Genomic DNA, 24308 nt, shown 5'->3' on the forward strand with positions numbered 1-24308 from the left:
CCTTATCCCGGGGTGTCTTGCCCGGAAGGGGGGACTGCCTTGGTGAGGGCGTCGATGGCATTGGGGACGAATCGCTCGGAAAAACCGGCGATAAAGGCCCAGATGACGGCTTTGGCGGCATCCAGATTGGTTGCAGGAGAGGCCAGGGTCAGCAGAGTCTGCAAGGAGACATAGGGGTGCTCCATGTGTTTGAACTTGGGAAACAGGTCCCCCTGGAGCAGGCTGCTGGCAAAGAGCCCGTAGGCGATAAAGCCGAGAATGCCGGAAAAGAGCAGGGAAACATAAAACTGCGTCACGATCACCCGGGGTTGGCTGATGTGGGCGATGGCACCGCTGTCGTGCAGCCTGGCGAGGCGGTAATAGTTGTTGATGACAGCCCCCACCGATCCGGCAAAGAAGATGGCGGTCATGATGTTGGACATGAGGGGGATGGTTTGTAGCAGCAGTACCAGAGCAAGGCCTCCGAAGGAGATGAGGCCGCTGATGGCCAGGTGTTTGTAGTAGCGATCCATGGGTAGCTCCATATTGGGCGCAAGACCCTGTTGAGGATAGTCAGCCCATGGCGAAAATGACCCGAAAAGGCCGGTGTAGCAGTGCCCGCCCTTTGTCTCTTCAAAGAAGAGATCTCTTAACTACTTTGTGCTCTTGGAGGAACAAAGGTGATGTAACAACAGTGGGGTCGCCAATGGATGGACTAGCATAAAGCGTCATACGGTACCGAGGTGGTAACCGTGATATCCCCGCGTAAGGAGTGCGTGATGGCTAGAAAATTGATTGTTTGCTGCGATGGAACCTGGAACAGCGAAGACAACAAAGATGACGGTGTGCTGGCGCCTACCAATGTATTCAAAATCTTCAATGCCCTGCGCTGTGACGAAACCCAGCTCACACGTTACCAGAGCGGGGTTGGCAGTGGTGGTCTGATCGACAAGGTGATGGGAGGCACGATCGGGCTTGGGCTCAGTGAGGATATTCGTGACTGTTATCAATGGTTGGCGACTCATTACCAAGAAGGAGATGAACTTTTCTTGTTTGGTTTTAGTCGTGGTGCGTTCACGGCCCGTAGCCTCGGGGGCATGATTGGGCGATGCGGCATAGTCCGATTCGCCTCTGATGAAGGGATGGGCGAGGTGGTGGAGCGGATTTACGATCAGGGATATCGCAAGAAGCAGCTCTTGGCGGATCTCACCTTTTATCCAGCCTCTCAAGCTATCCGCTTCATTGGGGTATGGGATACTGTCGGCGCTCTCGGTATTCCCGATGACAAGGGATTGCTGAACTTGCTCGACCGTCCCGACAACTACCGTTTTCACGACGTCCAGCTTGGCCAGCATATCAAGACGGCACGCCATGCCGTCGCTATCGACGAGAAACGAGGTAGTTTCACGCCGACTCTCTGGGATCCGGCCCCAGGGCGAGACATGCAGCAGATCTGGTTTGCCGGGGTTCATAGCGACGTGGGTGGCGGCTACAAGGAACACGGGCTTTCGGATATCACTCTGGCCTGGATGATGAAGGAGGCTGGCCAGTGTGGATTGGTGTTCAGGGAGTCAGCAAGCTCGCAGCTACATCCTGATCCTGCCGGCCTGCTGCACGAATCCCACGTCGGTCTGATGAAGCTCTTGCTCACCTCGCCGCGCAGCTTGCCGAATCTTCACTCCGCCGAGGTCCACAAGTCAGTGGATGGTCGGCGCAAGCTCTCTCCCATCAATCAGCTTCCCTATCTGCCCACCAAGGAGTGGTCACCGGAAGGTTCGATCACCCTGGATGTCTATGCCCGCCATCCATGGTATTGGACTGGTATCTATCTGGAGGCAGGCCGCCATTACCGCTTCAGCGCTCATGGTGAGTGGCATGACTCCCACGTGCCAGCGGGCCCGGAGGGGGTGCGCGACAAGGCGCTTGCACACCTGTTGGGTGATGCGTTTGGCAAGATTGAGCGCTTCTACGGCATAGTGACTCGCAACAGTCAGGCCAATGTTCCTGCTACCAAGCGGCTAGAAGAGGCGGAATGGTTTGCCCTGATAGGGGTGGTGGCGGATGCGGGTAACCCGGACAACGATGGTACCCCGGCGCGGCCCAGCACCTTTGTGATCGGCAAAGAGGCCAGCATTAAGCCGACCAAGAGCGGTTATCTCTACTGTTTTGCCAACGATGCCTGGGGATATTACGAGAACAACCGTGGCTTTGTGACGCTCACGGTGAGCCGCGACTGATAGCGGCTGGGTGACGATAAGGGCTTCCCTCGGGAAGCCCTTTTTATGTCTCGGGTGACGCGGTGAGGTGTGTCGAAGGTCAGCGAAAGCGAAACAGCTCCCGGTGCAGTGGGGTGGCCAGATGGGCATCCAGGGTGTGGGCCATGGGCTCGGGGCCGCAGAACCACACCGGGGTGTGCTGGCGCTCGCCCAGGGCGGCGAGATCCAGTCGGCCGCGCTCGGACTCCAGATGCAGCCGGTAGTCGACCCCGGCCCGGCGGCACAGATCGGCCAGCCGACCGTGATAGGGGGCGGCCTCGGCGCTGGGAGCGCATTGCAGCAAGGTGGTGCCGGGGCGTTGTTCACCACGGCGTACCAGGGCCTCCAGCCAGGCGACGAAGGGGGTGATGCCGATACCGGCGCCCACCCAGAGCCCGGGGGCCGGATCCGGCAGGGCGAAGGCGCCATAGGGGCCGGTCACGATCACAGCATTCCCCACCTTGAGGTGGCGGTGCAGCCAGCGGGTGTGATCCCCGAGGGCGCGCACCGCCAGGGTCAGGGTGCGGCAGTCTGCCGAGACATCGACCAGGGTGTAGGGGTGGGGCTCGCCGCGCCCGGCAAAGTCGAAGAAGGCGAACTGCCCCGGGCGATAGCCGTGCAGGGGGGCGGTGAGGCCAACCCGGATCTCCAGGGTGCGCTCGTCCAGAGGGGTGAGGGCGCTGACCGTCCCCTGGCGGCGTGCGTCCCGCCCCACCCGGCCAAGCAGGGAGTAGAGCGCCCCCAGAGCACCCAGCCCGCCACCGATGAGCAGGGTCAGGCCGACCGGGGTCAGGGCGCCGATGCGCGGCAGCAGGCAGAGCCCGTGCAGCCAGCCCATCAGATAGATGACCGGGGCCAGCCGGTGAACCACCTTGAAGCGCTCGTAGCGCACCACCGCCAGCAGGCTTACCACCACCAGCGCCAGCAGCAGATAGAAACTCCATTCCCCCAGGGTATTGCCGAGGCTGTGCCAGAGGGCATCGTTACCAGCACCAGCACCAGCACCAGCACCAGCACCAGCACCAGCACCAGCACCAGCACCAGCACCAGCACCAGCACCGCGGCGCGCCGGCCGGGTCAGCCAGTCGGCGGCGACAGCCCACTTGGGGGCTTCCACCAGCAGCCAGTGGGCCACCAGGGTGCCGGTGGCCCAGAGGGCGCTGCTGCGGTGCAGGTGCAACATGCGATCCAGCCCGCCGCACCAGGCTTCGAGCCTGGGCAGGCGCAGGGCCAGCAGCAGGGAGAGGGTCATGGCGCCAAGGCCAAGCAGACCGGTCAGGATCAGCAGCTCGTGGCGCCAGGGCCAGAGACCGGCGGGCCACTGGGTCAGGCCAAACAGCCAGATGAGGGTCAGGGGCAGGGCCCAGACGAGGGATGCGGGTTTCATGATGTCCTCCTTGTCCATGCCTTCATTGCACGCCTGCTTTGTGGCGAAAGTGTGCCCCCTGACTACCTCTTTTGTAGCAGAGTGTGGCAAAGGGTCGTCGGGTCAGGGCAAGCGGACTGAGGAGGAGGGCGCGGAGAAAAACAAGGGGGGAGCGGCAGGAAAGCGGTTGGCGTCACCCCACAGGCCTGGGTCTGGAGAGGGGTGATGCTGGGGCAGCCACATGGCTGCCCCAGCAAACAGTCGTGTCAGGATTTTCGTCCCTTGCCGCCCTTGTTGCCCGCGAGGGCCTGCTTTCTGGCCTTCTGCTTCAGGGCTCCCTTGCTGGCGCGGCGCGGCTCGGGGTCGAAGCGGGTGAGATCCGGTTCAAAGCCCGGGAACCACTGCTGGGGCAGGCGGGTATCGAGCACGGCTTCGACTTTTTCCAGCAGGGGCGCATCTTCCGGGCTGAACAGGGTGATGGCGAGCCCCTTGTTGCCGGCGCGGCCGGTGCGCCCGATGCGGTGGACGTAATCCTCGGGCTGATAGGGGAACTCCAGATTGATCACATGGTTGAGATCGCTGATATCGAGGCCGCGAGCCGCCACGTCGGTGGCCACCAGCGCCTGCAAGGTGCCGGCGCGAAACGCCAGCAGCACGTTTTCCCGTGCGCTCTGTGACAGATCCCCGTGGAAGGCCAGCGCATTGATGCCCCCCTTGCCAAGCTGCTGGGCCAGCTTGTCGGCCCCCTGGCGGGTGCGGCTGAAGATCAGCGCCGGTGCCCAGCCCTTCACGGTCAGCATGTGTTGGACCAGCGCCACCTTGCGATCGCTGTCCACCGCATAGACCCGCTGCTCCACCTCGGCCGCCGTGGTGTTGCGCGGTGCCACTTCCACCAGCGCCGGGTCGCGCAGCAGCACCTTGCAGAGGGCAAAGAGGTTGTCGTCGCAGGTGGCCGAAAACAGCAGGGTCTGGCGATCCGCCGGGATTTGCTTCAGCAGCGCCTTGATCTCGTCCATAAAGCCCATGTCGAGCATCCTGTCCGCCTCGTCAAACACCAGATGACGCAGTTCGGCCAGCGTGAGCGCCCCCTGGCGCAGGTGATCGAGCAGGCGGCCCGGGGTGGCGATGAGGATATCCACCCCGGCGTTCAGCGCCTCCACCTGTGCGGCGATGCTCACCCCGCCGTAGACCAGCGTGCTGGTGAGGTCGGTGCCCCTGGCGTAGCGTGTGACGCTCTCGGCAACCTGCACCGCCAGCTCGCGGGTCGGCACCAGCACCAGGGCGCGGATGGGGCGAGGGTCATCGCTCGTCGGGTGTTGCAACAACTGCTCCAGCAGCGGCAGCACGAAGGCGGCGGTCTTGCCGGTGCCGGTCTGGGCGCCCGCCATCAGATCCCGCCCCGCGAGGATCAGGGGGATGGCGCTGGCCTGCACCGGGGTGGGGGCGGCGTAGCCAAGCTCGGTCAGGGTTTGCTGCAAGCGGGGGGAGAGGGCCAGTTCGGCGAAAGTGGCAATGGACATAGGGCACCAGTATGGGGTTATCCCGCCCCGTGGCCGGGACGGAAACAATCAGCGTGGGCGGGATGGTAACAGATAGCAGGGGAGCGGCAGAAGCCGGGCCGCTCAGGGGGCCGAATTGTCACCCGGATCGCGGACAAGGCGGATGGTCTGCCCCTGGTAATAGGCGATATTGCGCTTGCCGTGCTGCTTGACGTGATAGAGCAGGTCGTCGGCCAGTTGCACCGCCTCGGCCACCGTCAGGTAATCGCGAATGCGGGTTACTCCGGCGGAGAAGGTGATGGGGGCGGGCAGCTCGGGGATGCGCAATGGCCGCTCCAGCAGGCGGGCGGCGGAGTGATGCATCATTTTGTCATCGTCCATCCCCTTGAACAGCACGATGAACTCTTCCCCGCCCCAGCGAATGGCGACATCGCCCTTGCGGATATTGGTCTTGAGGTGATTGGCGAAGGCGACGAGCGCCAGGTCACCCACCCCGTGACCATGGGTGTCGTTGACGGACTTGAAGTTGTCGATGTCGAGGATCATCAGGTAGTCGTGCTCCCGCAGCAGCGCCTGATTGAGGATGTCACGGCGTGGCAGCCGGGTCAGGTGGTCGGTCTGGGCCAGGATGCGCAGACGGGTAACCAGGCTGCGCCCCGTCAGCATGATCAGCAGCAGGATGATGAGATAGAGCTTGAAGGCCGCCCCGTAGAGCACGGACCGGATGAAATCGCCGTAACTGTATGACCACTTGAGGTAGAGATCATTGCCTGCCTGAGTGCGCATCAGCGGCGTGCTCAGGCAGAGGTGGAACGGGCGGCAGGGCTCGACCTCTTCGAAGGAGAGGACAGTCCGGGTCGGATTGAGGCTCTCGAAGGGGTGCAGCACATCCTTGAACGCCCGGTCGACGGCGATGTCGATGCCCTTGAGTCCATAGCGGTAGTCCTTGATGGCGGGCTCGTAATAGACGAAGGGGAAGTAGAGGGTGATGGTATTCAGTCCGGTGAAGGTGTCGGTGTAGATCTCGGATACCCAGGCTTCATCCGTGCTGCAGGGGACATGGGTGGAGGCGAAGGAGGCGCAACCGAAAAAGTGGGTCCAGGGCTCGATGTCATTGAGGTCGGTGTTGACCGGGAGCAGCTGGCTCGGCAGCATCCCCTTGTTGGCGACCATGCCAAGCAGGCGGCGATCGTCATAGAAGGCGTAGAGGTTGAGGACCTCGGGGTTGGAGATGACGTACAGGTAGGCGAGGAGCATCTGGTTGGCCGGGGGCAACACGGGAATGACCGCCAGGCGCTTCAGGGTGGGGAGATCATAGCCATAGGCATAGGCCGCCGCATCCCCGTTCTCGCTGAAGATGGGCATCTTGATGCTGCTGTTGTCGATGAAGTCAGCCAGTTTCTCTGGCGCCAGGATGCGGGCCCGCTGATAGAACACCTCGAACAGGTTGGCTTGCTTGGCGGTAATGAGCGCCATGTCGTGCCTGATGACGAAGTAGGTGTAGTTGGCTACCAGCCCGAGCCCTGTCAGAGCCAGACATAGCCAGCCAAATCGGTAGAGCCATTGACGGGGGATGATACGCAACAGTGATCCAGCCATGCAGTGAACTCGTCCATGGTGACAGAGGCCATTCTTGTAACTGATTTTGCCGGGCATCACCAGATGAAGTTGGTGGGTCGTCACCCGGCATGCGCAAGAATGAGCCAACAATATCAAAAAGATAGACGATGAGGCGTCATGCGATGTCAGGCAGGGGAAAGGGGTGGCGACTGAAACAAGAGGGCATGGCGCCCTCTTGTGTGGACTGTGACGGGCGCCTTAGCGAGCCTGGTATTTCGGCGAGCGGGGGCCATGGAGGATGCCGTTGGGCATGTCGGCACTGAGCAGCCTGACGCTGGTGATACCGGCGATTTCATGACCCTTGTCGGTAAGGGTGTTGGCAATCTGATTGACCACCGCCACCACCAGCATGCCGATGAGGCCGCCCCCCGAATTGCCCTGCTGCTCGGCACTGCTGGCGCTGGCACTGCCTTCCCACAGCAGCTTGCCGGTGCGCAGATCCACCAGGCGGGCACTGGCGGTGACCACTGTCTCGCTGGAGATGACCAGATAGCTGGTGCCGTACTCCTTGATGTCGAGGTAGAGGGCGGTATCGGCTCCGTAGATCTCGTGGAGCTTCTTGATGGGCAGCGCCTGGATGTCGGCGGGCTCGGTCACGCCGTTCTGCCGGAACGTCTCGTTGGTGACCGCCACCGGCAGCACGTAATAACCGGACTCGGCGAGCGGATAGGTGATCTGGGATTGCAGGCTGGGGCCCGCCTTGATGTCCGGCGAGTGATTCACCGGCGGCAGCACCAGAATGGAGGTCGGTCTGCTCTCCTTGAAGTTGCTGTAGTCGTAGCCGGGGCCCTGTGCGCAGCCGCCCAGGAGGAGGGCACCCAGCGTGAGGGCAAGGAGGGGGCGCAGAGTCATTGGGTCTCTCCCTTCTTGTTGGACATCAGGAAGTTCATGAAGGGGGCCGATTCGGGGAAGAGGCGCTTCTCGGTTTCGAACTGCTCGCGAGTCTGGGCATCCTTGCCGAGCTGGGCGTACAGCATGCCGAGGTGAGCGTGAAAGCCCGGTGGCACAGCCTGCCCCTTGGCGCTCGCTTCTTGCTGGTTTTTCTCCAGCGCATCGATCTGCGCTTCGACCCCGGTGTCGTCACCCTGCATGTGCTGGTAAACCACCCCCTGATATTGATCCCAGTTGTAGAGCGTCTGCGGCCCCTGGGCGCAGGCGCTCAGCAGCAGGCCGCTGACCAGCAGCAGGGAAGGACGGAACAGCGTCATCTCGTCTCTCCTCATTGAGCCGGGCGCCAGGCACCGGTCTCGATGCCGTTCACCAGATTGTTGACGGCCTCGCGGATGGCGAGATCCAGCACCTTGCCGTTCAGGGTGGAGTCGTAGCTGGCGGTGCCGCCGAAGCCGACGATCTCGCGGTTGGAGAGTTCGTACTCCCCGGCACCCTGGGAAGAGAAGACCACTTCCGAGGTGGTGACGTTGACGATGTTCAGGTTGACCTTGGCATAGGCGATCTGTGACTTGCCGCGACCCAGGATGCCAAACAGCTGATGATCACCGACTTCCTTGCGACCAAACTCGGTGACGTCGCCGGTGACCACGTAGTCGGCGCCCTTGAGTTGCTGAGCCTGTTGCTTGATCCCGGCTTCGGCCTGGATCTCCGCCATGTTGTCGCGATCCAGCACGCTGAAGCGGCCGGTCTGCTGCAGGTGGGTGATCAGCACGGTTTTCGCCTGGTTGCCCAGCCGATCCACGCCGTCGGAGAAGATGCCACGCATGTAGCTGGAACGGTTGTCGAACTTGCCGACGGCGATGGGGCTGCGTGCGCCCTGATAGTGGCTCTGATAGGAGGCAACCTTGGGTACCTCCAGGGTGCGCGATGACTCGCTCGCACAGGCTGTCAGCAAGCCCGCCATCAGGATGACACTGGATGAAACAACAAACTTCTTCATGTAAGGCCCCGTTATCAAAGGAAAAAACAGCGGCGGACTCTAACATGGTTCGTTGCGAAGAAAGTGCCCCGTATGGGGGGCATACCCGCTCAGTCCCTGTGCGTTTGACAGGGGAGAGCGGAGGGCTGGGTCTGTTGCAGGGGCTGGAACACCTCCTCCAGGGCTGCCACCAGGGCGCGCATGCGGCCCGTCTTCTGCACGTCCGGGTGCAGCACCATCCAGATGTCGATGGGATCGTGCTGGTCAGGCAGCAGGCGCACCAGGGCGGGATCCTCCTCGGCGAGGAAGGTGGAGAGCAGGGCGATGCCGAGCCCCTGCCGGGCGGCGGCCATCAGCACCAGCTGGGCATTGCTCTGCAGGACCACGTTGGGTTCGTGGAGCGGTTCGCCGCACAGACTCAGCCAGTGACGGGCCACCAGCTCTTTGGGAAAGAGCAGCAGGTCGTGCTCTTGCAGTGCCTGACCCGAACGGGGCGTGCCCCGTCTGGCCAGGTAGTCGGGAGAGGCGTAGAGCCCCATCTTGATGGTGGCGAGCCGTTTGACCACGAGATCTCCCTGCTCGGGACGCACGCTGCGAATGGCGAGATCCGCCTCCTGATTGGGGATGTCGCTCACGCTGACGGCGGTCAGCAACTTGAGGCGGATACCGGGGTGGCGCTGGCGCAGCAGGGTGAACGCGGGCAGCACGAAGCCCTGGGCCAGGGTATCCGTGGTGGCGATGCAAAGCTCCCCTTCCAGCTCCCCCAGGCTCGCGGTGCGCATCATGGCCAGGGCCGCCTGCGCCATGGCCTCGGCCTGGGGCAGCAGCGCTTCCCCCAGAGGGCTGGGGCGATAGTGTCTGGGGGTGCGGATAAACAGCTTGGCCCCCAGCTGCTGCTCGAGCAGGGTGATCCGCCGCCCGACGGTGGCCTGATCCACCCCGAGCTCGAGTCCGGCCTGCCGCAGGCTGCCCCGCCGTGCCAGGGCCAGGAAGAAGCGGGCATCGTCCCAGTTGATCATGCTTGCTCCTCACTCAAGCAGAACGCCCGATTGGCGCCGCAATATTAGATGCCAGCGGGGATGGCAGCACAAGGGGATAGACCGGGTCCGGTGCGTGCCTGCGCTCCCCGGCCAAGGGCACGCGCCACCCCGACGTGATGCAGGATTGAGTCGGCGTGATGCAGAACTGCCGCAGTCCGGAGTGGGCGGGATCGCTATGATGTCGCTCCCGATTGCGGTTTCATTCGTCTGCCACTGGAGTGTCCATGTCTGTCTCAAGCGTCCCGGCTTGCGAGCCAGGTCAGGTTGTCCATCCTCGTCTGCGCTGGTTTCTCTCCCTCGCCCTGATGTCGGCCCTGCTCAACAGCAGCGTGCCTACCCCGCTCTATCCCCATTACCAGGCGGCGCTGGCTCTGAGCGATCTCGGCCTCAGCCTCATCTATGGCGGCTATGCGGGGGGCGTGCTCATCGCCTTGTTCGGGGTGGGCAACCTGGCAGGACGAGTGGCGGATCTGCGCACCCTGATCCTGCCTGCCCTGGTGGCGGTCGGGGGCGGGGCACTGCTCTTTTCCCTGGCCGACAGCTTCTGGACCCTTTTGCTGGCGCGGTTGCTGGCCGGGATTGGCACGGGCAGCCTGACCGGTGCCGCCAATGTGGCGCTGCTGCGTTTTGGCCCCAGGGATGGGGGCAAGCGGGCGGCGCTGAGCGCCACATTGTCTTTCACCGCCGGGCTGGCCCTTGGCCCCGTGTTCAGCGGGCTGGCGCTGCAGCAGGATCTCTACCCGACCACGCTGCCGTTTCTGCTGATCCTGGGGATGGCGGCCTGCGCCATCGGGGGGCTGGTGTTGAGCTGGCCCAAAGGGGGGAGGGCGACGGAGGCCGCCCCGAGCGGGCAGGGTGGCGGCTCCCTGGGAGAGGGGCTCAGGGCCACGGGGGCCGGGTTCTTCCTTTGCGCCCTGGCGCTCTTCACCGCCTGGGCGGTGGCGGCCAGCTTGCTGGCCATGGGTCCCAAGGTGGTGAGCGAGATGCTGGGCATGACGGATCTGGGGCTGTTCGGCTATCTCGTCGCGGCCTATCTGGTCTTCTCTGGGCTTTGCCAGCTCTGGGCCCGTCGCCTTGATGCCCGCCATACCCTGCAAAGCGGCGTGCTGGCCCTGGCGCTGTGCGTGCTGCTCTTTGCCGGGGCCGTTCACGGCCTGCCCAGCTGGCTGGCGGGACTCGGGCTGCTGGTGGCGGGCTATGCCCAGGGGGCCGTGTTCGTGGGCAGTGCGACCCTGATCAATCGCATCGCGCCCCCGGCCAGCCACGCGCGGCTGCTCTCCCTCTTCTATGTGATCGCCTATGTGGCGAACTGGGTACCCGTGTTGCTGGGCTGGGTGAGCGACGGGGCCGGTCTTGGCGTCGCGCTGGATCTGCTCTTCATCGGCAGCACCCTGACAAGCCTGGGGCTGGCCTGGGCGGTGTCTCGGCGGCGCTTCGAACCCGCTGTGTGACAGGGCATCACCCATCGACCAGGACGACGCTCCCGGCATCCAGGTGGTGCATCCACTCCCGCAGGATCAGCAGGGCGGCGGCGATGCGCCTCTCCCTCGGCAACTGGGCCGATGCCAGGGGATCCCCCTCCACCATGGCGGCAAGCTGGCCGAACAACCGCTCTATGTTCTCCCGGCTCTGCACCCGGTTGCCGAGCACCTCGGCCAGGGGCTCCGGGCTTTGCAGGTGCAGCACGGGGTGGGGCGGGATCCGTGCCGCGAGGGGCATCAGCACATCCTCCACCACCATGATGGCTTGCTCAAGTTCCAGGGGCGTCGGTGGATCCTGGCGAAAGGGTCCCGGGGTCAGGGCATCGAGCCCCAGTGTCAATGCAAATGTCTGGCTGGAGCCATCGGCCGCGGTGAGCGCGACCTGGCTTCGGGTATTGCCCAGGCTCAGCAAAATGGTGTCGTGATGCTCTCTGGTCATCTGATGTGCTCCCGGCGTTGGATGCCCCATGGATACACCCGCATGGGGCGGATTGGCGAGTCATTTCGCCCCCCATTCGGGCATCAGGGGTTGCAAAGATTCCCATGAGTGGCAATCTAGACGTCCAAACGTCTTTAAAGGAGCCCTGACATGGATATTCGTATCGTCCCCCGCGCCCTCGTGCTCGCCCTCTCTCTGGTGGGGGCGAGTGCCCTTGCCAACGAGGCTCTGGTGTTCCAGACCGACTTCGGTCTCAAGGATGGCGCCGTCTCGGCCATGAAGGGGGTCGCCTTCGGGGTGGACCGCACCCTGCCGCTCCATGACCTGACCCACGAGATCCCGGCCTACAACATCTGGGAAGCCTCCTACCGCCTCTATCAGACCCTGCAATACTGGCCCGCGGGCACCGTCTTCGTCAGCGTGGTGGACCCCGGTGTCGGCACCGAACGCAAGTCGGTGGTACTCAAGACCAGGAGCGGCCACTACATCGTCAGCCCTGACAACGGCACCCTGACCCTGGTGGCGGAGCACTTCGGCATCGAGGCGGTGCGCCAGATAGACGAGAAGACCAACCGCCTCAAGGGCTCCGAGAAGTCCTACACCTTCCACGGCCGCGACGTCTACGCCTACACCGGCGCGCGCCTGGCCTCCGGTGCCATCAGCTTCGAGCAGGTGGGGCCTCTGCTGCCCGCCGAGGTGGTGACCATCCCCTATCAGCCCGCGGTGGCCGAGCAAGACGGTACCCTCAAGGGCACCATTCCGATCCTGGACGTGCAGTACGGCAACGTCTGGACCAATATCGACGACAGCCTGCTGACCAAGGCGGGTATCCACAAGGGGGACAACGCCTGCATCAGGATCAGCGAAGGGGATGCGCTGAAATACGAGGGCAAGGCCCCCTACGTCAGCAGCTTTGGCGATGTGCCGGAGGGCCAGCCCCTGGTCTACCTCAACAGCCTGTTGCAGGTGTCGGTGGCGCTGAACATGGACAGCTTCGCCGCCAAACATCAGGTGCAATCCGGCGCCAACTGGCATATCAGCCTGAAGAAGTGCGGCTAGAGGCTGCCAGCTGTCAGCGGGTGCTATCCGGTACAAACGGGCATAGCAGTCTGAAGACGTGCGGCTAGATAGAGGGGAGAGCTTCTGTCGGCGATGTGTCTCTTGGGGCGGTGGGACTGGTGTCCACCGCCCCTTGTCGTTGGCGGTGGCGTCTTGCCGGGCCAGCCGGTTATCTCATCATTTGTCATCCTCGTTTAATAAAGCGCTGCCATGCTCTGGCCGGACGCCGTGATGACGCAATGATTGCGCCGAGATAACAAGGAAAAGCCGATGAGCCGTTTTGACGAGAAAGACAGTGCCAACCACCCCCGCGAGCAGGAGCCGGCGTTCAACCGCCTCATTGAGGCGGGCCTGAGCCGCCGTGGCTTCCTCAAAGGGGTGGGCGCCGCCAGCATGGTGGCCTTCTTTGCCGCGAGCCCCGTGGCCCAGGCCGTGGCCGCCGCCACCCGGCCGCTGCTTGGCTTCCAGGCCGTGCCCGCCTCGGTGGCCGACACCATAGTGGTGCCGCCCGGCTACAAGGCAGAGGTGCTGATCGCCTGGGGGGATGCCCTGTTCGCCGACGCCCCCGCCTTTGCCCAAAGCAACGACGCCAAGGCCCAGGCCCGCCAGTTTGGCGACAACAACGACGGTATGAGCTTCTTCCCCCTGGGCCCGGATCGCGCCCTGCTCGCCGTCAACAACGAATACACCAACTACGAATACCTGTTTGCGGATGGCGGCAAGGCCCTCAGTGCCGGCGCCGTCGCCAAGGCCCAGGCGGCCCACGGGGTCTCCCTGGTGGAGCTGGTACGCAAAGATGGCAAGTGGCAGGCCAACCCCAAGGGGGCCCTCAACCGCCGCATCACCGCCACGACCCCCATGACATTGAGCGGCCCGGCGGCGGGCCATGCTCTGCTCAAGACCCAGGCCGATCCCGAGGGGCGCACCGCCCTTGGCACCTTCAACAACTGCGCCAATGGCCAGACCCCCTGGGGGACCTACCTCACCTGCGAGGAGAACTTCAACGGCTACTTCGGCAGCGAGGGCAAGCCGGTGCTGGACCAGCGCGCCGCCCGCTACGGCCTGGCCGCCGAGGATGCGGGCTTTGGCTGGCACAGGTTCGACGAGCGGTTCGATCTCGCGAAGCATCCCCAGGAGCCGCACCGCTTCGGCTGGGTGGTGGAAATCGATCCCCGCGATCCAGCCTCCACCCCGAAGAAGCGTACCGCCCTTGGCCGCTTCAAGCATGAGAATGCGGCCTTCACCGTCAACCAGGATGGCCGCGCCGTGGTCTACCTCGGCGATGACGAGCGGGGGGAGCACATCTACCGCTTCGTCTCGAAGAACAAGGTGGCGCCGGGCAATGACCCCGCCAACCGGGATCTGCTGGACGAGGGCACCCTCTATGTGGCTCGCTTCGAGGCGAGGGAGGGGGAGCTCAAGGGCACTGGCCAGTGGCTGCCCCTGGTACACGGCCAGCACGGCCTGACCCGGGAGAACGGCTTCGCCGATCAGGGGGAGGTGCTCATCTTCGCCCGGGAGGCGGCGACCCGGCTCGGCGCCACCACCATGGACAGGCCCGAGTGGGTGGCCGTGCATCCCCACAGGGCCGAGGTCTACTGCACCCTGACCAACAACAAGAACCGCGGCCTCAAGGAGAACCAACCTCTCGATGGCGCCAATCCCAGGGCCGAGAACCCCTATGGCCAGATCATCCGCTGGCGCCCGATGGGGGACGATCACGGGAGCGATCGCTTCGAGTGGGATCTCTTCCTGCTGGCGGGCAACCCCGGCGTGCACAAGGAGGGGCTGATGGCGGGCAGTGCCAACATCCACCCGGACAACATGTTCAACAGCCCGGACGGCATCGGCTTCGACGAGGCGGGGCGGCTCTGGATCCAGACCGACGGCGACTACTCCAACGAGAAGCAGTTTGCCGGCATGGGTAACAACCAGATGCTGTGCGCCGATCCCGCGAGCGGCGAGGTGCGCCGCTTCCTGACCGGCCCCGTGGCCTGCGAAATAACGGGCCTCACCTTCACGCCTGACTGGCGCACCCTGTTCGTCGGGGTGCAGCACCCGGGTGAGGAGGGGGCGCCCTCCCATTTCCCGGACGGCGGCACCGCCATTCCCCGCTCCGCTGTGTTGCGGATCACCCGGGACGATGGCGGCATCATCGGCGCCTGATGGCCCGGAATCACCGCCTGGCCCGTGATGACAAAAGCCGCCTTCGGGCGGCTTTTTTTGTGGGTGTGGCGGGCGGGAGACAAAAAAAGACCGGGTACGGGACCCGGTCAAAGAACCCGCGCATTCAGGGAAGAAGTGCGGGCGTTCAGGCTTGGTGGCGGGGCCGGGCATCGGCCCCTGATCCGGTGTCGGGGTGAGTGGCGTCACCCCGGCGTCAATGCGGGCTATTCGCGCTCCAGTGCGTGGATGGGATCCAGCCTGGCGGCCCGGCGGGCCGGGGCGAAGCCGAATATTACCCCGATCAGGCTGGCGCAAAGGCAGGCCACCCCCATGGCGGCAAGGGAGTAGCTCATCCGGACGCCGCTGCTGAAGTGGTCGAACAGTTGGCCAAGCACCAGGGAGAGGGCGATGCCGAGCACGCCCCCCAGCAGGCAGATCAGCACGGCTTCAATGAGGAACTGCTGCTGGATATCCCGGGTCCGGGCGCCGACCGCCATCCGCACCCCTATCTCCCGGGTGCGCTCGGTGACCGAGACCAGCATGATGTTCATCACCCCTATGCCCCCGACGATCAGGGAAATGAGGGCGATGAGAGCGATCAGCGTGGTCAGGGTGGCGCTGGTCTGGCTGATGGTCTGGCGGATGCTGTCGGTGTTGAGCAGGAAGAAGTCCTGGCTGCCGTGGCGCAGGGTGAGCAGGCGGCTGATGCCGTCCTGGGCGGCGTCCAGGCTCACCTCGTCCCGCACCCGCACGCTGATGCTGCGCAGATGGCTCTGCCCCAGCAGGCGGCTCATGGCGGTGGTATGAGGGATCCAGACGTTGAGGGTCTCGTCGCTGCCAAAGCCGCTCTGGTTCTTGATGGCGACCCCGATCACCCGGCAGGGCAGATCCCCCAGCAGGATCACCTGGCCCAGGGGGGACTGGGTCGGGGCGAACAGCTTGTCCCGGGTGTGCTCGTCGATTACCACCTCCTGGGCCAGGCTCTCCTCGCTCTGGCGATCAAAGCCCATGCCCTGGGCCAGGCGATAGCCCCTGACCTGGAAGAACTGGGCGCCGACGCCGTTGATGGTGCCGGAGACGGCGGTGCTGCCAAGGCGCAGGGTGGCGCTGGTGCTGAGGCTGGGGGTGACGCTGTGCACGTAGTCCAGCCGGGCGATGGCCTCGGCGTCCCCGATCCGCAACGTCTGTATGGTAGCGGAGCGCATGTCCCCAAAGCCGCGGCCGGGGAACACCTCCAGGGTGCTGGTGCCCATGGCGTTGATGTTCTCCAGCACTCGCTCCCGGGAGCCCTGCCCGAGGGCCACCACGGTCACCACCGAGGCGATACCTATGATGATGCCGAGCATGGTGAGAAAGGTGCGCAGACGCTGGGCAACCATGGCCTTGAGGGCCATCTGCAGGGCATTCCCGAGCCCCGCCATCAGCGGGGTCTTCCCCCTGGCGGACGTCTTGGTGGCGGTCTGGGTCGCCTGGGAATGGGCCTGTGGCTCGCGCGTGCGGCGATCGGCGATCACCCGGCCATCTTTCAGTTCGATGATCCGCTCGGCGTGGCGGGCGATGTCCATGTCGTGGGTGACGATCACCAGGGTGTGGCCCTGGCGATGCAGAGCTTGAAGGCTCGCCATCACCTCGGCGCCGCTCTGGCTGTCGAGGGCCCCGGTCGGCTCGTCGGCCAGGATCACCTCGCCGCCGTTGATGAGGGCCCGGGCGATGCTGACCCGCTGCTGCTGGCCGCCGGAGAGCTGGCTTGGCTTGTGTTCGAGCCGGCTGGCGAGGCCGAAGCGGGTCAGCAGGGCCTCGGCCCGCTGGCGTCGCTCGGCCGGATCCAGACCGGCGTAGAGGGCGGGCACTTCCACATTGGTGCGGGCATCGAGATCCGCCAGCAGGTGATAACGCTGGAAAATGAAGCCGAAGTGCTCCCGGCGCAGGGCGGCGAGCTCGTCCCGGCTGAGGGTGGCAGTATCGCGCCCGGCCACCAGATAGGCCCCCTCGCTCGGCTGATCCAGGCAGCCCAGCAGGTTCATCAGGGTGGATTTGCCGGAGCCCGAAGCGCCGACGATGGCCACCATCTCTCCACGGGCGATCGCCAGATCGATGCCATCGAGCACGGTGACGGTGCGCTCACCCTCTTTGAAGTGGCGGCGGATGCCCCGCAGCTGCAACAAGGCGCCCATGGTCACATCCCCATGGGGGGCGGCATGCCCCCGGCGGCGTTGCTCTGGCCTGCGTTCACTTCGCTGACGATGACCCGCTCACCGGTGCTCAGGCCCGACAGGATCTGGGCATCCACCTTGTTGTTCAGGCCGACCTTGACCCGGCGCAGGCTGATCCGGCCTCCGTCGTCGATCACCCTGACCTGATCCCCCTGCAGGGCGATGGCCGGGATCACCAGCGCATCTTTGAGCCGGGCGACCACCAGATAGACCTGGGCCGTCATGCTGATCCTGAGCTGACCATCCTGGTTGGGCACCTCGAACAGGCCGTGATAATAGATGGCGCTGCTGTCGCTGCTGCTGGTGGTGTCGTCGTCATTGATGGTGTCGGGGGCGGGCTCGATGGCCCGCAGGGATCCCTCGAAGCGGCGCTGGCTGTTGCCAAGAATGGTGAAATAGACCGGCATGCCGACCCGGACGTTGATGACGTCGGCCTCGGAGATCCTGGCCTCCACCGTCATGGTGTCGAGCTGGGCAATCTTGAGCAGGGTAGGGGTGCTCTGGCTGGCGTTGAGGGTCTGCCCCTCCTCCACCGGCATGGCCACCACGGTACCGGAGAGGGGGGCCAGGATCCGGGTATACCCCAGGTTGACCCGGGCTGTGTCCACCGCGATCTCGGCCTGCACCCGCTGGGCGTTGAGGGCCCGGATATCGGCCAGGGTCTCGTCCAGGGTCGCCTTGGCGCTGTCATGGTCGGCCGTGCTGCCAAGACCTCTTGCGACGATCTGCCGCTGGCGCTGGTATGCCAGGTGGGCATTGCGAAGGGTGGCCTCTTTGGAATCCAGCTGGGCCTGGAGGTTGTCGCGCTGGGCCAGGGCATCCTTGAGGGCGTTCTGCTGGGGCAGATCGTCGATCTCGACCAGCAGCTCCCCCTGTTTGACCTCCTGCCCCAGAGTCACGTGCAGTTTCTTGATCTGGCCCGACACCTGGGCGCCCACGCTCACCTGCTTGCGCGCCTTCAGGGTGCCGTCCGCCATGATGAGCTGCTCCAGATCCCGGGTCTCGGCACTGGCGGTGATGTAGTCGCTGGCGGGTGCCTTGGCCTGGGGGCGCCAGGCCAGCAACAGGGCGAGGGCGCACAGGGGCAGCAGCCAGAAGAGACGAGGGGAGAACGTGGGCATGACAACCTGTATCCTGAATGACGATCACGGCGGCACTCTACCCCAGAGCCGGGTTAAGGCTCTTTGCGCCAAGCGTAAGGGTTTCGTAAAAATGGCTGCCAAGTGCGTGGCAAGCGGCGAAAATGGCCGCCGACAAGGGAGACCGCATATGAAGATCCTGCTGGTGGATGATGATGCCGAACTGGGCGCCATGTTGAGTGAATACCTGGGGGGAGAGGGGTTTGATACCACCCAGGTGCTGACCGGAGGGGAAGGTGTGCACCATGCCCTCTCCGGCCGTTACAGCGCCCTGCTGCTGGATGTGATGCTGCCCGACTTGAGCGGCACCGAGGTGCTGCGCCAGGTGCGCCAGCGCAGCCGCCTGCCGATCATCATGCTGACCGCCAAGGGGGACAACGTGGATCGAGTGGTGGGACTGGAGATGGGGGCCGATGACTATGTGCCCAAACCCTGCTACCCCAGGGAGCTGGTGGCCCGGCTGCGGGCCGTTCTGCGGCGGGTCAACGAGGGGGGGAGCGCAACCCCCTCGCCGGATGCCCTCATCCTGGGGGATCTGACGGTCACCCCGGCCAACCGGGTCTGCCTCTGGCAGGGGGAGCCGCTGGAGCTGACCGCCACCGAGTTCAACATGCTGGTGTTGCTGGTGCGAGCACCGGAGCAGGTGGTCACCAAGGACACCCTCTCCCTGCAAGGGGTAGGGCGCCCGCGGGAGGCCTATGATCGCAGCGTCGATGTGCACATCTGCAACCTGAGGCAGAAGCTGCAGCAGAAGGCGGGAGAGGCCGTCACCATAGAGACGGTGCGCAGCATAGGGTACAAGATACGGTGATCCTCAAGGGACGTTTGTTCTGGAAGATTCTGCTGGGGTTCTGGCTGGCCATCGTGCTGGTCAGCCAACTGCTCTGGCTCGGTTTTCGTGCCGAGCGTGCTCCCCCGGAAGAGCACCTGGCCCAGCAGTTGGCGAGCCAGCATCTGGAGATGGCGGCAGCCGTGCTGGCAAAGGGGGGAATCGAGGCTGCGACGGCATTGAGCCAGGCCATGTCGCCGCCGTTGCTGCAGATAACACTCCTCGATGTCTCCGATGCGCCTTCCCGGCCAGCGCCCCGGGCATCCAGGCTGCCAGCCTCCGGGGAACCTGGCCCGGGCAGCGTGCTGACACGCACCGTGATTGCCAGCGACGGGCAGACCTATCTGCTGCAGACCAGAGCGGACCCGCGCGTCCTCCCCGGCGGGCCTGCTCCCGGCCCCCTCTCCTGGCTCAACATTCCTCCGCCCATGCTCTGGATTGGCGGCCTGGGGGGACTCTTGTTCAGCATTCTGTTCGCCTGGCACCTGACCCGGCCCATGAACGCCCTGCGGCGCAGCTTCGATCGGGTAGCCAGAGGGGATCTGGAGGTCAGACTCTGGCCCGCTCTGCGCTGGCGCCGGGACGAGCTGACGGAGGTGGCGAAGGAGTTCGATCTCATGGTGGAGCGGTTGCAGCAACTGGTCGAGGGGCGCGAGCAGCTGCTTCACGACGTCTCCCACGAGCTGCGATCCCCCCTGGCCCGCATCCAGATGGCCATCGGCCTGGCGGAGCAGCGCCCGGAGAAGGCGAGCGACGCCCTGGCGCGGATCCGGCTCGAGACGGAGCGGATGGACAGGATGATAGGGGAGCTGCTGACCCTCTCCCGTGCCGAGCAGGGCCACGGGCTTGAGCAGAGCCACTACGACCTGCTGGCGCTGGTGGAGACCGTCGTCCAGGATGCCAGGTTCGAAGCCCAGCAATCCGGAGTCGAGATAGCGCTCGAGGCGGCGCTGGGGGAGGGTTGCCTCCTGCTGGGGCATGCCGAGCTGGTGCGCCGCGCCGTGGATAATGTGGTGCGCAACGCCCTGCGTTTCTCGCAGTCGGGCCAGATGGTGAGTGTTCGCTTGCTGCGCCTGGGCCAAGAGATGCAGCTCTCCATCGCCGATCGGGGGCCCGGGGTGGAGGAGGGGAAGCTGGCGGGGATCTTCGACCCCTTCGTGCGCATCGGCTCACCCCGCATGGGCAAGGGCTACGGGCTCGGTCTCGCCATCGCCCGCAAGGCGGTGATTCTGCAGGGCGGCACCATCCAGGCGCGCAATCGCGCACAGGGGGGGCTGAGAGTGACCATGACGCTGCCCCTGCATGACCCGTCCTGAGGTACGCGGCTCAGACCTGAGTGGGGTAAACACCCCGGTAATGAAAGAGGGGGCCAAGGCCCCCTGCTCGTAGTTCCTCCGTGCGATTCAGCGCAGCGCCGCTGGCGGCGGCACCTCGGTGTAGCGCCCGTCTATTTCTCGCAGGTAGTAGTGACCCTCCCTGACGTAATAGCGGCGGCCATCCAGATCAAGAGGGATGAGCCCTGTCTCTGCCACCACTAGGACCTGAGGAGGCGGGGAGACCACCACATAGTGGTTCTCCTGCCGACGGTAGAAGATGCCGTCGAGCACATAGTAGGTGAGTCCGGCCAGCAGCAAGGTTTCCACCCCTCCCGGCAGCCTGTCGACGGGGTGGCCGAAGCCGGGGCCAGCCCCATGGCCGTACTGCGGGGCAGGGCTCTCCCATCCGCCCGGTCTGCCCATGTTCCCCGGACCCGCCATGGCGGGCAGGGCGATGGCCATGGCAAGCAGCCAGAGTGAAGGGCGGTGCAGACTCATCTCACTGCCCTTTGAGCGGCGCACCGGCGGGTTGGGGTTTGAGTGGCTGGGGCGGCAGTTCGCGCACGCTGACCGTGACCTCGTAGCGGGTATCCGGCTTGGCGGCATCAATGTTTTTGGACAGCGCCTGGACCAGGGCCTGGGGATCCGCACCCTGCTTGCTGGCGTGATAGAGCACGGAGGGGGGCGGTGTCATGGGACCTCCCTGGCGGGCGCCCATCGGGGGCGGCATCTCGCCGGCATGAAGGAGAGTGGTGCCCAGCAGCAGGGCAATGGCGACAGGATAGCGTGACATGATGATGACTCCATTGATGGGAACGCCCCCATCAAACGCGACGCGTGCGCCCGGCTCAACCACCTTTACACCCTCTTTTCGCCCTCTTTACAGTTGTGACAACGGGCGCCGTGGCGCCCGTTGTGTGTCGTGAACCGCTCGCCGGTTCAAAACTCGTTGGAGAGCGCCTTGTAACCCCTGACCAGGTCGATGTTGGTGTGAGCCACATCCTCGGAGAACTCGGTGGCGTCCACGGTGACGCGCGGGATCTGCGCCAGATCGCTCTGCTGGTTGATGCGGGTGGTGGAGGGGACATAGAAGCCGGGGGGAATATCGCAGCCATCGACCACGGAGTTGTGGCGCACCACTGACCCTTCGCCGATGTGGCAGTTGAACAGCACGCTGTTGAAGCCGATGAAGACCCGGTTACCCACTTCGCAGGGCCCGTGGACGATGCTGCGGTGGGCGATGGAGCTGAACTCGCCGATGGTGACGGCAGCGCCGGATTTGGAGTGGATGACGACGCCATCCTGAATGTTGGAGTTGGCGCCGATGACGATGGGTTCCATGTCACCACTCTCGTCCACTTCGTCTGCGCGGATCACGGCATAGGGGCCGACAAACACGTTCTCCTTGATGATCACCTTGCCACAGATGATGGCGGTCTTGTCGATATAGGCGGATTCGTCGATAACGGGCAGGTGACCTGAGGGATTCTTGCGGATCATGTTACGTCCTGTTGCTGATGAAATCGGGGAAACGTGGCGCGTCATGAAGGCCCGCCGGAGAGCCAGCTTACGCCTCTGATCCGGCAGGGGAAACCTTTTACTGGTCTGACCCACAGTGAGTAAGGCCATTTTGAGCGATTGTTCTTTGACTCCCTGTTATGGGAGCATGAGGGCGCAAAATGGGGCGCCACCGGGTGCAAAGAGATGAGGGGGAACGAGAGATGAAGCAGGTCATGGTATGGCTGGTGGGGTCGCTGTTGTGGATCTCCGCCGCCCAGGGCAAAGGCTATGCGGGGGAGTTTGACTATTACGCCATGGCACTCTCCTGGTCGCCCGAGCATTGCGCCATCAAGCCAGGGGATCGGGAGCAGTGCGCCCGCAAGCTGGGGTTCGTGCTGCATGGGCTCTGGCCCCAGTATCAGCGTGGCTACCCCGCCAGCTGCACCCGCGAGCGGCTGGATGCGGACATGGAGCAGCAGTTTGCCGGGCTCTACCCCAGCCGCTTCCTCTATCGCCATGAATGGGAGAAGCACGGCACCTGTTCCGGGCTGAGCCAGGAGGCATTTCACCAATTGGCCAGCGATCTGCGCCAGAAGGTGAAGATCCCGGCCGCCTATGAATCGCCGGAAGAGCCGCTGCGCAAAAACAGCTTCCAGCTCAAGGCCGATCTGGCGAGTGCCAACGAGTGGCTGGCCCCCGATAACATCACGGTGGCCTGCGCTGATGGGGGCCGTTTCCTGCGGGAGATCTACATCTGCATCAACAAGCAGGGGACGGATGCCGTTCCCTGCTCCGACGAGATGCAGAAGCGGGAGCGCCGCTCCTGTGGCCAGCCGGACTTCCTGCTGCGCAGCGTGCGCTGACACCTCACGTTCGGGCCCTTCGCGGGCCCGATGTGCAATGAACCTCAAGGAGCCTGATGGATGAAAGCCAAGACAGGATGTCTGGCCGGGAACTGGACAGGCGATATCGCCAGACGACGTGTCAGCATGTCAGGTGCGCTCTGCCGACTCAACCCTCCTCTGGCGCACAGGCAGACTCACCATCAGAAACAGGAAACCATCACATGACGCTCTTTGCCGAACTGGGGATGCGCTATCCCGTCATTCAGGCCCCCATGGCGGGCGTGCAGGACAGCGCCCTGGCGATGGCGGCGACCAGTGCGGGGGCACTGGGCTCCCTGCCTGCCGCCATGCTGAGTGGTGCCGAGCTGCGCCAGGAGCTGAGCCGCCTCGCCGCCAGCGGGCCGGGCCCATACAACATCAACTTCTTTTGCCATCGGCAGCAGGAGCCGGAACCGGCAGCGGAGCAGCGCTGGCGCCAGGTACTGTTACCCTATTACGCCGAGTTCGGGGTGGATGCCGCTGCGCCGTCGCGAGCCCCCTCTCGGGCCCCCTTCAATGACGAGCATGCAGCCCTGCTTGCAGAGTTCAGACCTGCCGTGGTCAGTTTCCACTTCGGCTTGCCCGAGCCCGAATTGCTTACCCAGGTAAAAGCCACAGGCGCAAAAGTGTTTGCCAGCGCCACCACGGTGGCAGAAGCGCAGTGGCTTGCTGACCACGGAGCCGATGCCGTCATCGCCCAGGGGCTGGAGGCGGGTGGCCATCGCGGCCACTTCCTGAGTGAGGATCTCAGCTTGCAGCAGGGCACCTTTACCCTTCTGCCACAGGTAGTGGCGGCAGTAGCGATCCCGGTCATCGCTGCAGGAGGCATCGTGGATGGAAAGGGCATCAGAGCCGCCCTTGCTATGGGGGCGAGCGCAGTCCAGATGGGAACGGCGTTCCTCTGTTGCCACGAGGCGACGACCTCGCCCCAGCACCGTGCGGCGCTGCAGGGGAGGCATGGCCAACACACCGCACTGACCAATCTGTTCAGCGGCCGTCCGGCGCGGGGGATAGTCAACCGCTTGATGCGGGAACTCGGCCCCCTTTCGGTGCTGCCGCCAGACTTCCCGTATGCCAGCGGCGCATTGGCTCCGTTGCGTGCCGCAGCCGAAAAGGCGGGAGACCGCGGTTTCTCGCCACTCTGGGCCGGGCAGAATATATCGGGTTGCCGCTCCATGGCGGCAGCCGAGCTGATCGCTGCCTGGGTTGCTGAGGCAGGACTGGTCTGAGCGTCACTTTGCGATTCTCTTCCTTTATATATGGATTGATATGGTCAGCAACCCTTCGAACAGGAGACGGGCAGAGAGGAACGGGAGGTAATAGGGGGTATAATGAGCCCTTTTCGGGCTTGTCCTGTGGGTAAGTCTGTATAAAAACTGTGTTTTGATATGAATAACTAAGAATTAGCATTTTTTTGCAATTTTATTGCGATGAAGGCTTGCCAATGTGATCTATGTCTCTATAATGCGCCTCCATCGACAGGGCAAGCGGCAACGCAAAGCCTGAGTCGATAGCCTCGAAAAGCCTGTAAAAATAAGGCTTGACTCGAGAAGGCGGTTGAGTAGAATGCCACTCCCTCAGCAGCCAAAAGCTGCGTCGCTCTTTAACAATTTGAATCAAGCAATCTGTGTGGGCACTCACAGCATCGAGCAT

23 protein-coding genes are annotated in these 24308 nt (G+C 64.2%); 8 read left to right on the forward strand and 15 right to left on the reverse strand.

Features of this window, described 5'->3' with window-relative positions; translation table 11 throughout:
- Window positions 1–2 precede the first annotated feature (2 nt).
- Entirely contained in the window at window positions 3–512 is a 510-nt protein-coding gene (locus tag BGO64_RS12745) for a hypothetical protein (protein WP_049637034.1), read from the reverse strand.
- Window positions 513–758: 246 nt separating this feature from the next.
- Here BGO64_RS12745 and BGO64_RS12750 point away from each other — a divergent pair, with 246 nt between their 5' ends.
- Window positions 759–2216: a T6SS phospholipase effector Tle1-like catalytic domain-containing protein gene (locus BGO64_RS12750; RefSeq protein WP_286700764.1), complete on the forward strand. Its 1458-nt coding sequence runs from the start codon at window positions 759–761 to the stop codon at window positions 2214–2216.
- A 79-nt stretch (window positions 2217–2295) separates the two neighbouring features.
- Here BGO64_RS12750 and BGO64_RS12755 read toward each other — a convergent pair whose 3' ends face one another.
- The 7 genes from BGO64_RS12755 to BGO64_RS12785 form a co-directional block, all read right to left on the reverse strand.
- Window positions 2296–3621: a ferric reductase-like transmembrane domain-containing protein gene (locus BGO64_RS12755; protein WP_502686724.1), complete on the reverse strand. Its 1326-nt coding sequence runs from the start codon at window positions 3619–3621 to the stop codon at window positions 2296–2298.
- Window positions 3622–3866: 245 nt separating this feature from the next.
- Entirely contained in the window at window positions 3867–5120 is a 1254-nt protein-coding gene (locus BGO64_RS12760; protein ID WP_286700766.1) for a DEAD/DEAH box helicase, read from the reverse strand.
- A 102-nt stretch (window positions 5121–5222) separates the two neighbouring features.
- Complete coding sequence (locus tag BGO64_RS12765) at window positions 5223–6698, reverse strand: GGDEF domain-containing protein (protein ID WP_045523432.1); 1476 nt, start codon at window positions 6696–6698, stop codon at window positions 5223–5225.
- 219 nt (window positions 6699–6917) lie between these two features.
- Window positions 6918–7571 (reverse strand): DUF799 domain-containing protein, encoded by a 654-nt coding sequence (locus BGO64_RS12770; RefSeq protein WP_069652487.1) that lies wholly within the window; start codon window positions 7569–7571, stop codon window positions 6918–6920.
- Window positions 7568–7927, reverse strand: coding sequence for a DUF4810 domain-containing protein (locus BGO64_RS12775; RefSeq protein WP_010672939.1), 360 nt, complete (start codon window positions 7925–7927; stop codon window positions 7568–7570). The genes BGO64_RS12770 and BGO64_RS12775 overlap by 4 nt, the downstream gene beginning before the upstream one ends.
- 11 nt (window positions 7928–7938) lie before the next feature.
- On the reverse strand, window positions 7939–8610 hold the full coding sequence (locus BGO64_RS12780) for a CsgG/HfaB family protein (protein WP_029313711.1): 672 nt from the start codon (window positions 8608–8610) through the stop codon (window positions 7939–7941).
- A gap of 89 nt (window positions 8611–8699) precedes the next feature.
- Window positions 8700–9608 (reverse strand): LysR family transcriptional regulator, encoded by a 909-nt coding sequence (locus tag BGO64_RS12785; protein WP_139737229.1) that lies wholly within the window; start codon window positions 9606–9608, stop codon window positions 8700–8702.
- A gap of 245 nt (window positions 9609–9853) precedes the next feature.
- Between BGO64_RS12785 and BGO64_RS12790 the strand changes: the two genes are divergently transcribed.
- On the forward strand, window positions 9854–11080 hold the full coding sequence (locus BGO64_RS12790; RefSeq protein WP_286700767.1) for an MFS transporter: 1227 nt from the start codon (window positions 9854–9856) through the stop codon (window positions 11078–11080).
- A gap of 7 nt (window positions 11081–11087) precedes the next feature.
- Here BGO64_RS12790 and BGO64_RS12795 read toward each other — a convergent pair whose 3' ends face one another.
- Window positions 11088–11549 (reverse strand): hypothetical protein, encoded by a 462-nt coding sequence (locus BGO64_RS12795; protein ID WP_266140250.1) that lies wholly within the window; start codon window positions 11547–11549, stop codon window positions 11088–11090.
- Between the two features lie 150 nt (window positions 11550–11699).
- Here BGO64_RS12795 and BGO64_RS12800 point away from each other — a divergent pair, with 150 nt between their 5' ends.
- The gene (locus tag BGO64_RS12800; protein ID WP_039041304.1) at window positions 11700–12608 is read left to right on the forward strand and encodes an SAM hydrolase/SAM-dependent halogenase family protein; all 909 of its coding nucleotides are present in this window, start codon (window positions 11700–11702) and stop codon (window positions 12606–12608) included.
- Window positions 12609–12878: 270 nt separating this feature from the next.
- Complete coding sequence (locus BGO64_RS12805) at window positions 12879–14774, forward strand: PhoX family protein (RefSeq protein ID WP_286700768.1); 1896 nt, start codon at window positions 12879–12881, stop codon at window positions 14772–14774.
- Between the two features lie 224 nt (window positions 14775–14998).
- Here BGO64_RS12805 and BGO64_RS12810 read toward each other — a convergent pair whose 3' ends face one another.
- Together BGO64_RS12810 and BGO64_RS12815 are read right to left on the reverse strand one after the other, a co-directional pair.
- Window positions 14999–16948: a MacB family efflux pump subunit gene (locus tag BGO64_RS12810; RefSeq protein ID WP_151028385.1), complete on the reverse strand. Its 1950-nt coding sequence runs from the start codon at window positions 16946–16948 to the stop codon at window positions 14999–15001.
- A gap of 2 nt (window positions 16949–16950) precedes the next feature.
- Window positions 16951–18108 (reverse strand): efflux RND transporter periplasmic adaptor subunit, encoded by a 1158-nt coding sequence (locus tag BGO64_RS12815; protein ID WP_286700769.1) that lies wholly within the window; start codon window positions 18106–18108, stop codon window positions 16951–16953.
- A gap of 148 nt (window positions 18109–18256) precedes the next feature.
- Between BGO64_RS12815 and BGO64_RS12820 the strand changes: the two genes are divergently transcribed.
- Both BGO64_RS12820 and BGO64_RS12825 read left to right on the forward strand, forming a co-directional pair.
- Window positions 18257–18937 (forward strand): response regulator transcription factor, encoded by a 681-nt coding sequence (locus BGO64_RS12820; RefSeq protein WP_010672948.1) that lies wholly within the window; start codon window positions 18257–18259, stop codon window positions 18935–18937.
- Between the two features lie 14 nt (window positions 18938–18951).
- A complete protein-coding gene (locus BGO64_RS12825) occupies window positions 18952–20271 on the forward strand; it encodes a HAMP domain-containing sensor histidine kinase (RefSeq protein ID WP_286700770.1) in 1320 nt (439 codons plus the stop codon).
- An 87-nt stretch (window positions 20272–20358) separates the two neighbouring features.
- Here the strand turns inward: BGO64_RS12825 and BGO64_RS12830 are convergent, their stop codons facing one another.
- From BGO64_RS12830 to BGO64_RS12840, 3 genes are all read right to left on the reverse strand, one after another.
- Window positions 20359–20769 carry a DUF6515 family protein gene (locus BGO64_RS12830; protein WP_182955035.1) on the reverse strand — a complete coding sequence of 137 codons (411 nt, stop codon included), beginning with the start codon at window positions 20767–20769 and terminating at the stop codon, window positions 20359–20361.
- Between the two features lies 1 nt (window position 20770).
- Window positions 20771–21064 carry a hypothetical protein gene (locus tag BGO64_RS12835; protein WP_010672951.1) on the reverse strand — a complete coding sequence of 98 codons (294 nt, stop codon included), beginning with the start codon at window positions 21062–21064 and terminating at the stop codon, window positions 20771–20773.
- Window positions 21065–21210: 146 nt separating this feature from the next.
- Window positions 21211–21771, reverse strand: coding sequence for a gamma carbonic anhydrase family protein (locus BGO64_RS12840; protein WP_010672952.1), 561 nt, complete (start codon window positions 21769–21771; stop codon window positions 21211–21213).
- A gap of 221 nt (window positions 21772–21992) precedes the next feature.
- Between BGO64_RS12840 and BGO64_RS12845 the strand changes: the two genes are divergently transcribed.
- Both BGO64_RS12845 and BGO64_RS12850 read left to right on the forward strand, forming a co-directional pair.
- Window positions 21993–22634 (forward strand): ribonuclease T2 family protein, encoded by a 642-nt coding sequence (locus BGO64_RS12845; RefSeq protein ID WP_286700771.1) that lies wholly within the window; start codon window positions 21993–21995, stop codon window positions 22632–22634.
- 203 nt (window positions 22635–22837) lie between these two features.
- A complete protein-coding gene (locus BGO64_RS12850) occupies window positions 22838–23884 on the forward strand; it encodes an NAD(P)H-dependent flavin oxidoreductase (RefSeq protein ID WP_286700772.1) in 1047 nt (348 codons plus the stop codon).
- Window positions 23885–24077: 193 nt separating this feature from the next.
- On the opposite strand, the gene BGO64_RS12855 is transcribed toward BGO64_RS12850, so the two are convergent.
- Window positions 24078–24308: hypothetical protein (locus BGO64_RS12855; protein WP_286700773.1), on the reverse strand; the 231-nt coding region annotated here is incomplete at its 5' end.

Origin of the sequence: Aeromonas sp. 62-46 (genome assembly GCF_001898585.1) — a bacterium.
Classification (GTDB): domain Bacteria; phylum Pseudomonadota; class Gammaproteobacteria; order Enterobacterales; family Aeromonadaceae; genus Aeromonas; species Aeromonas caviae.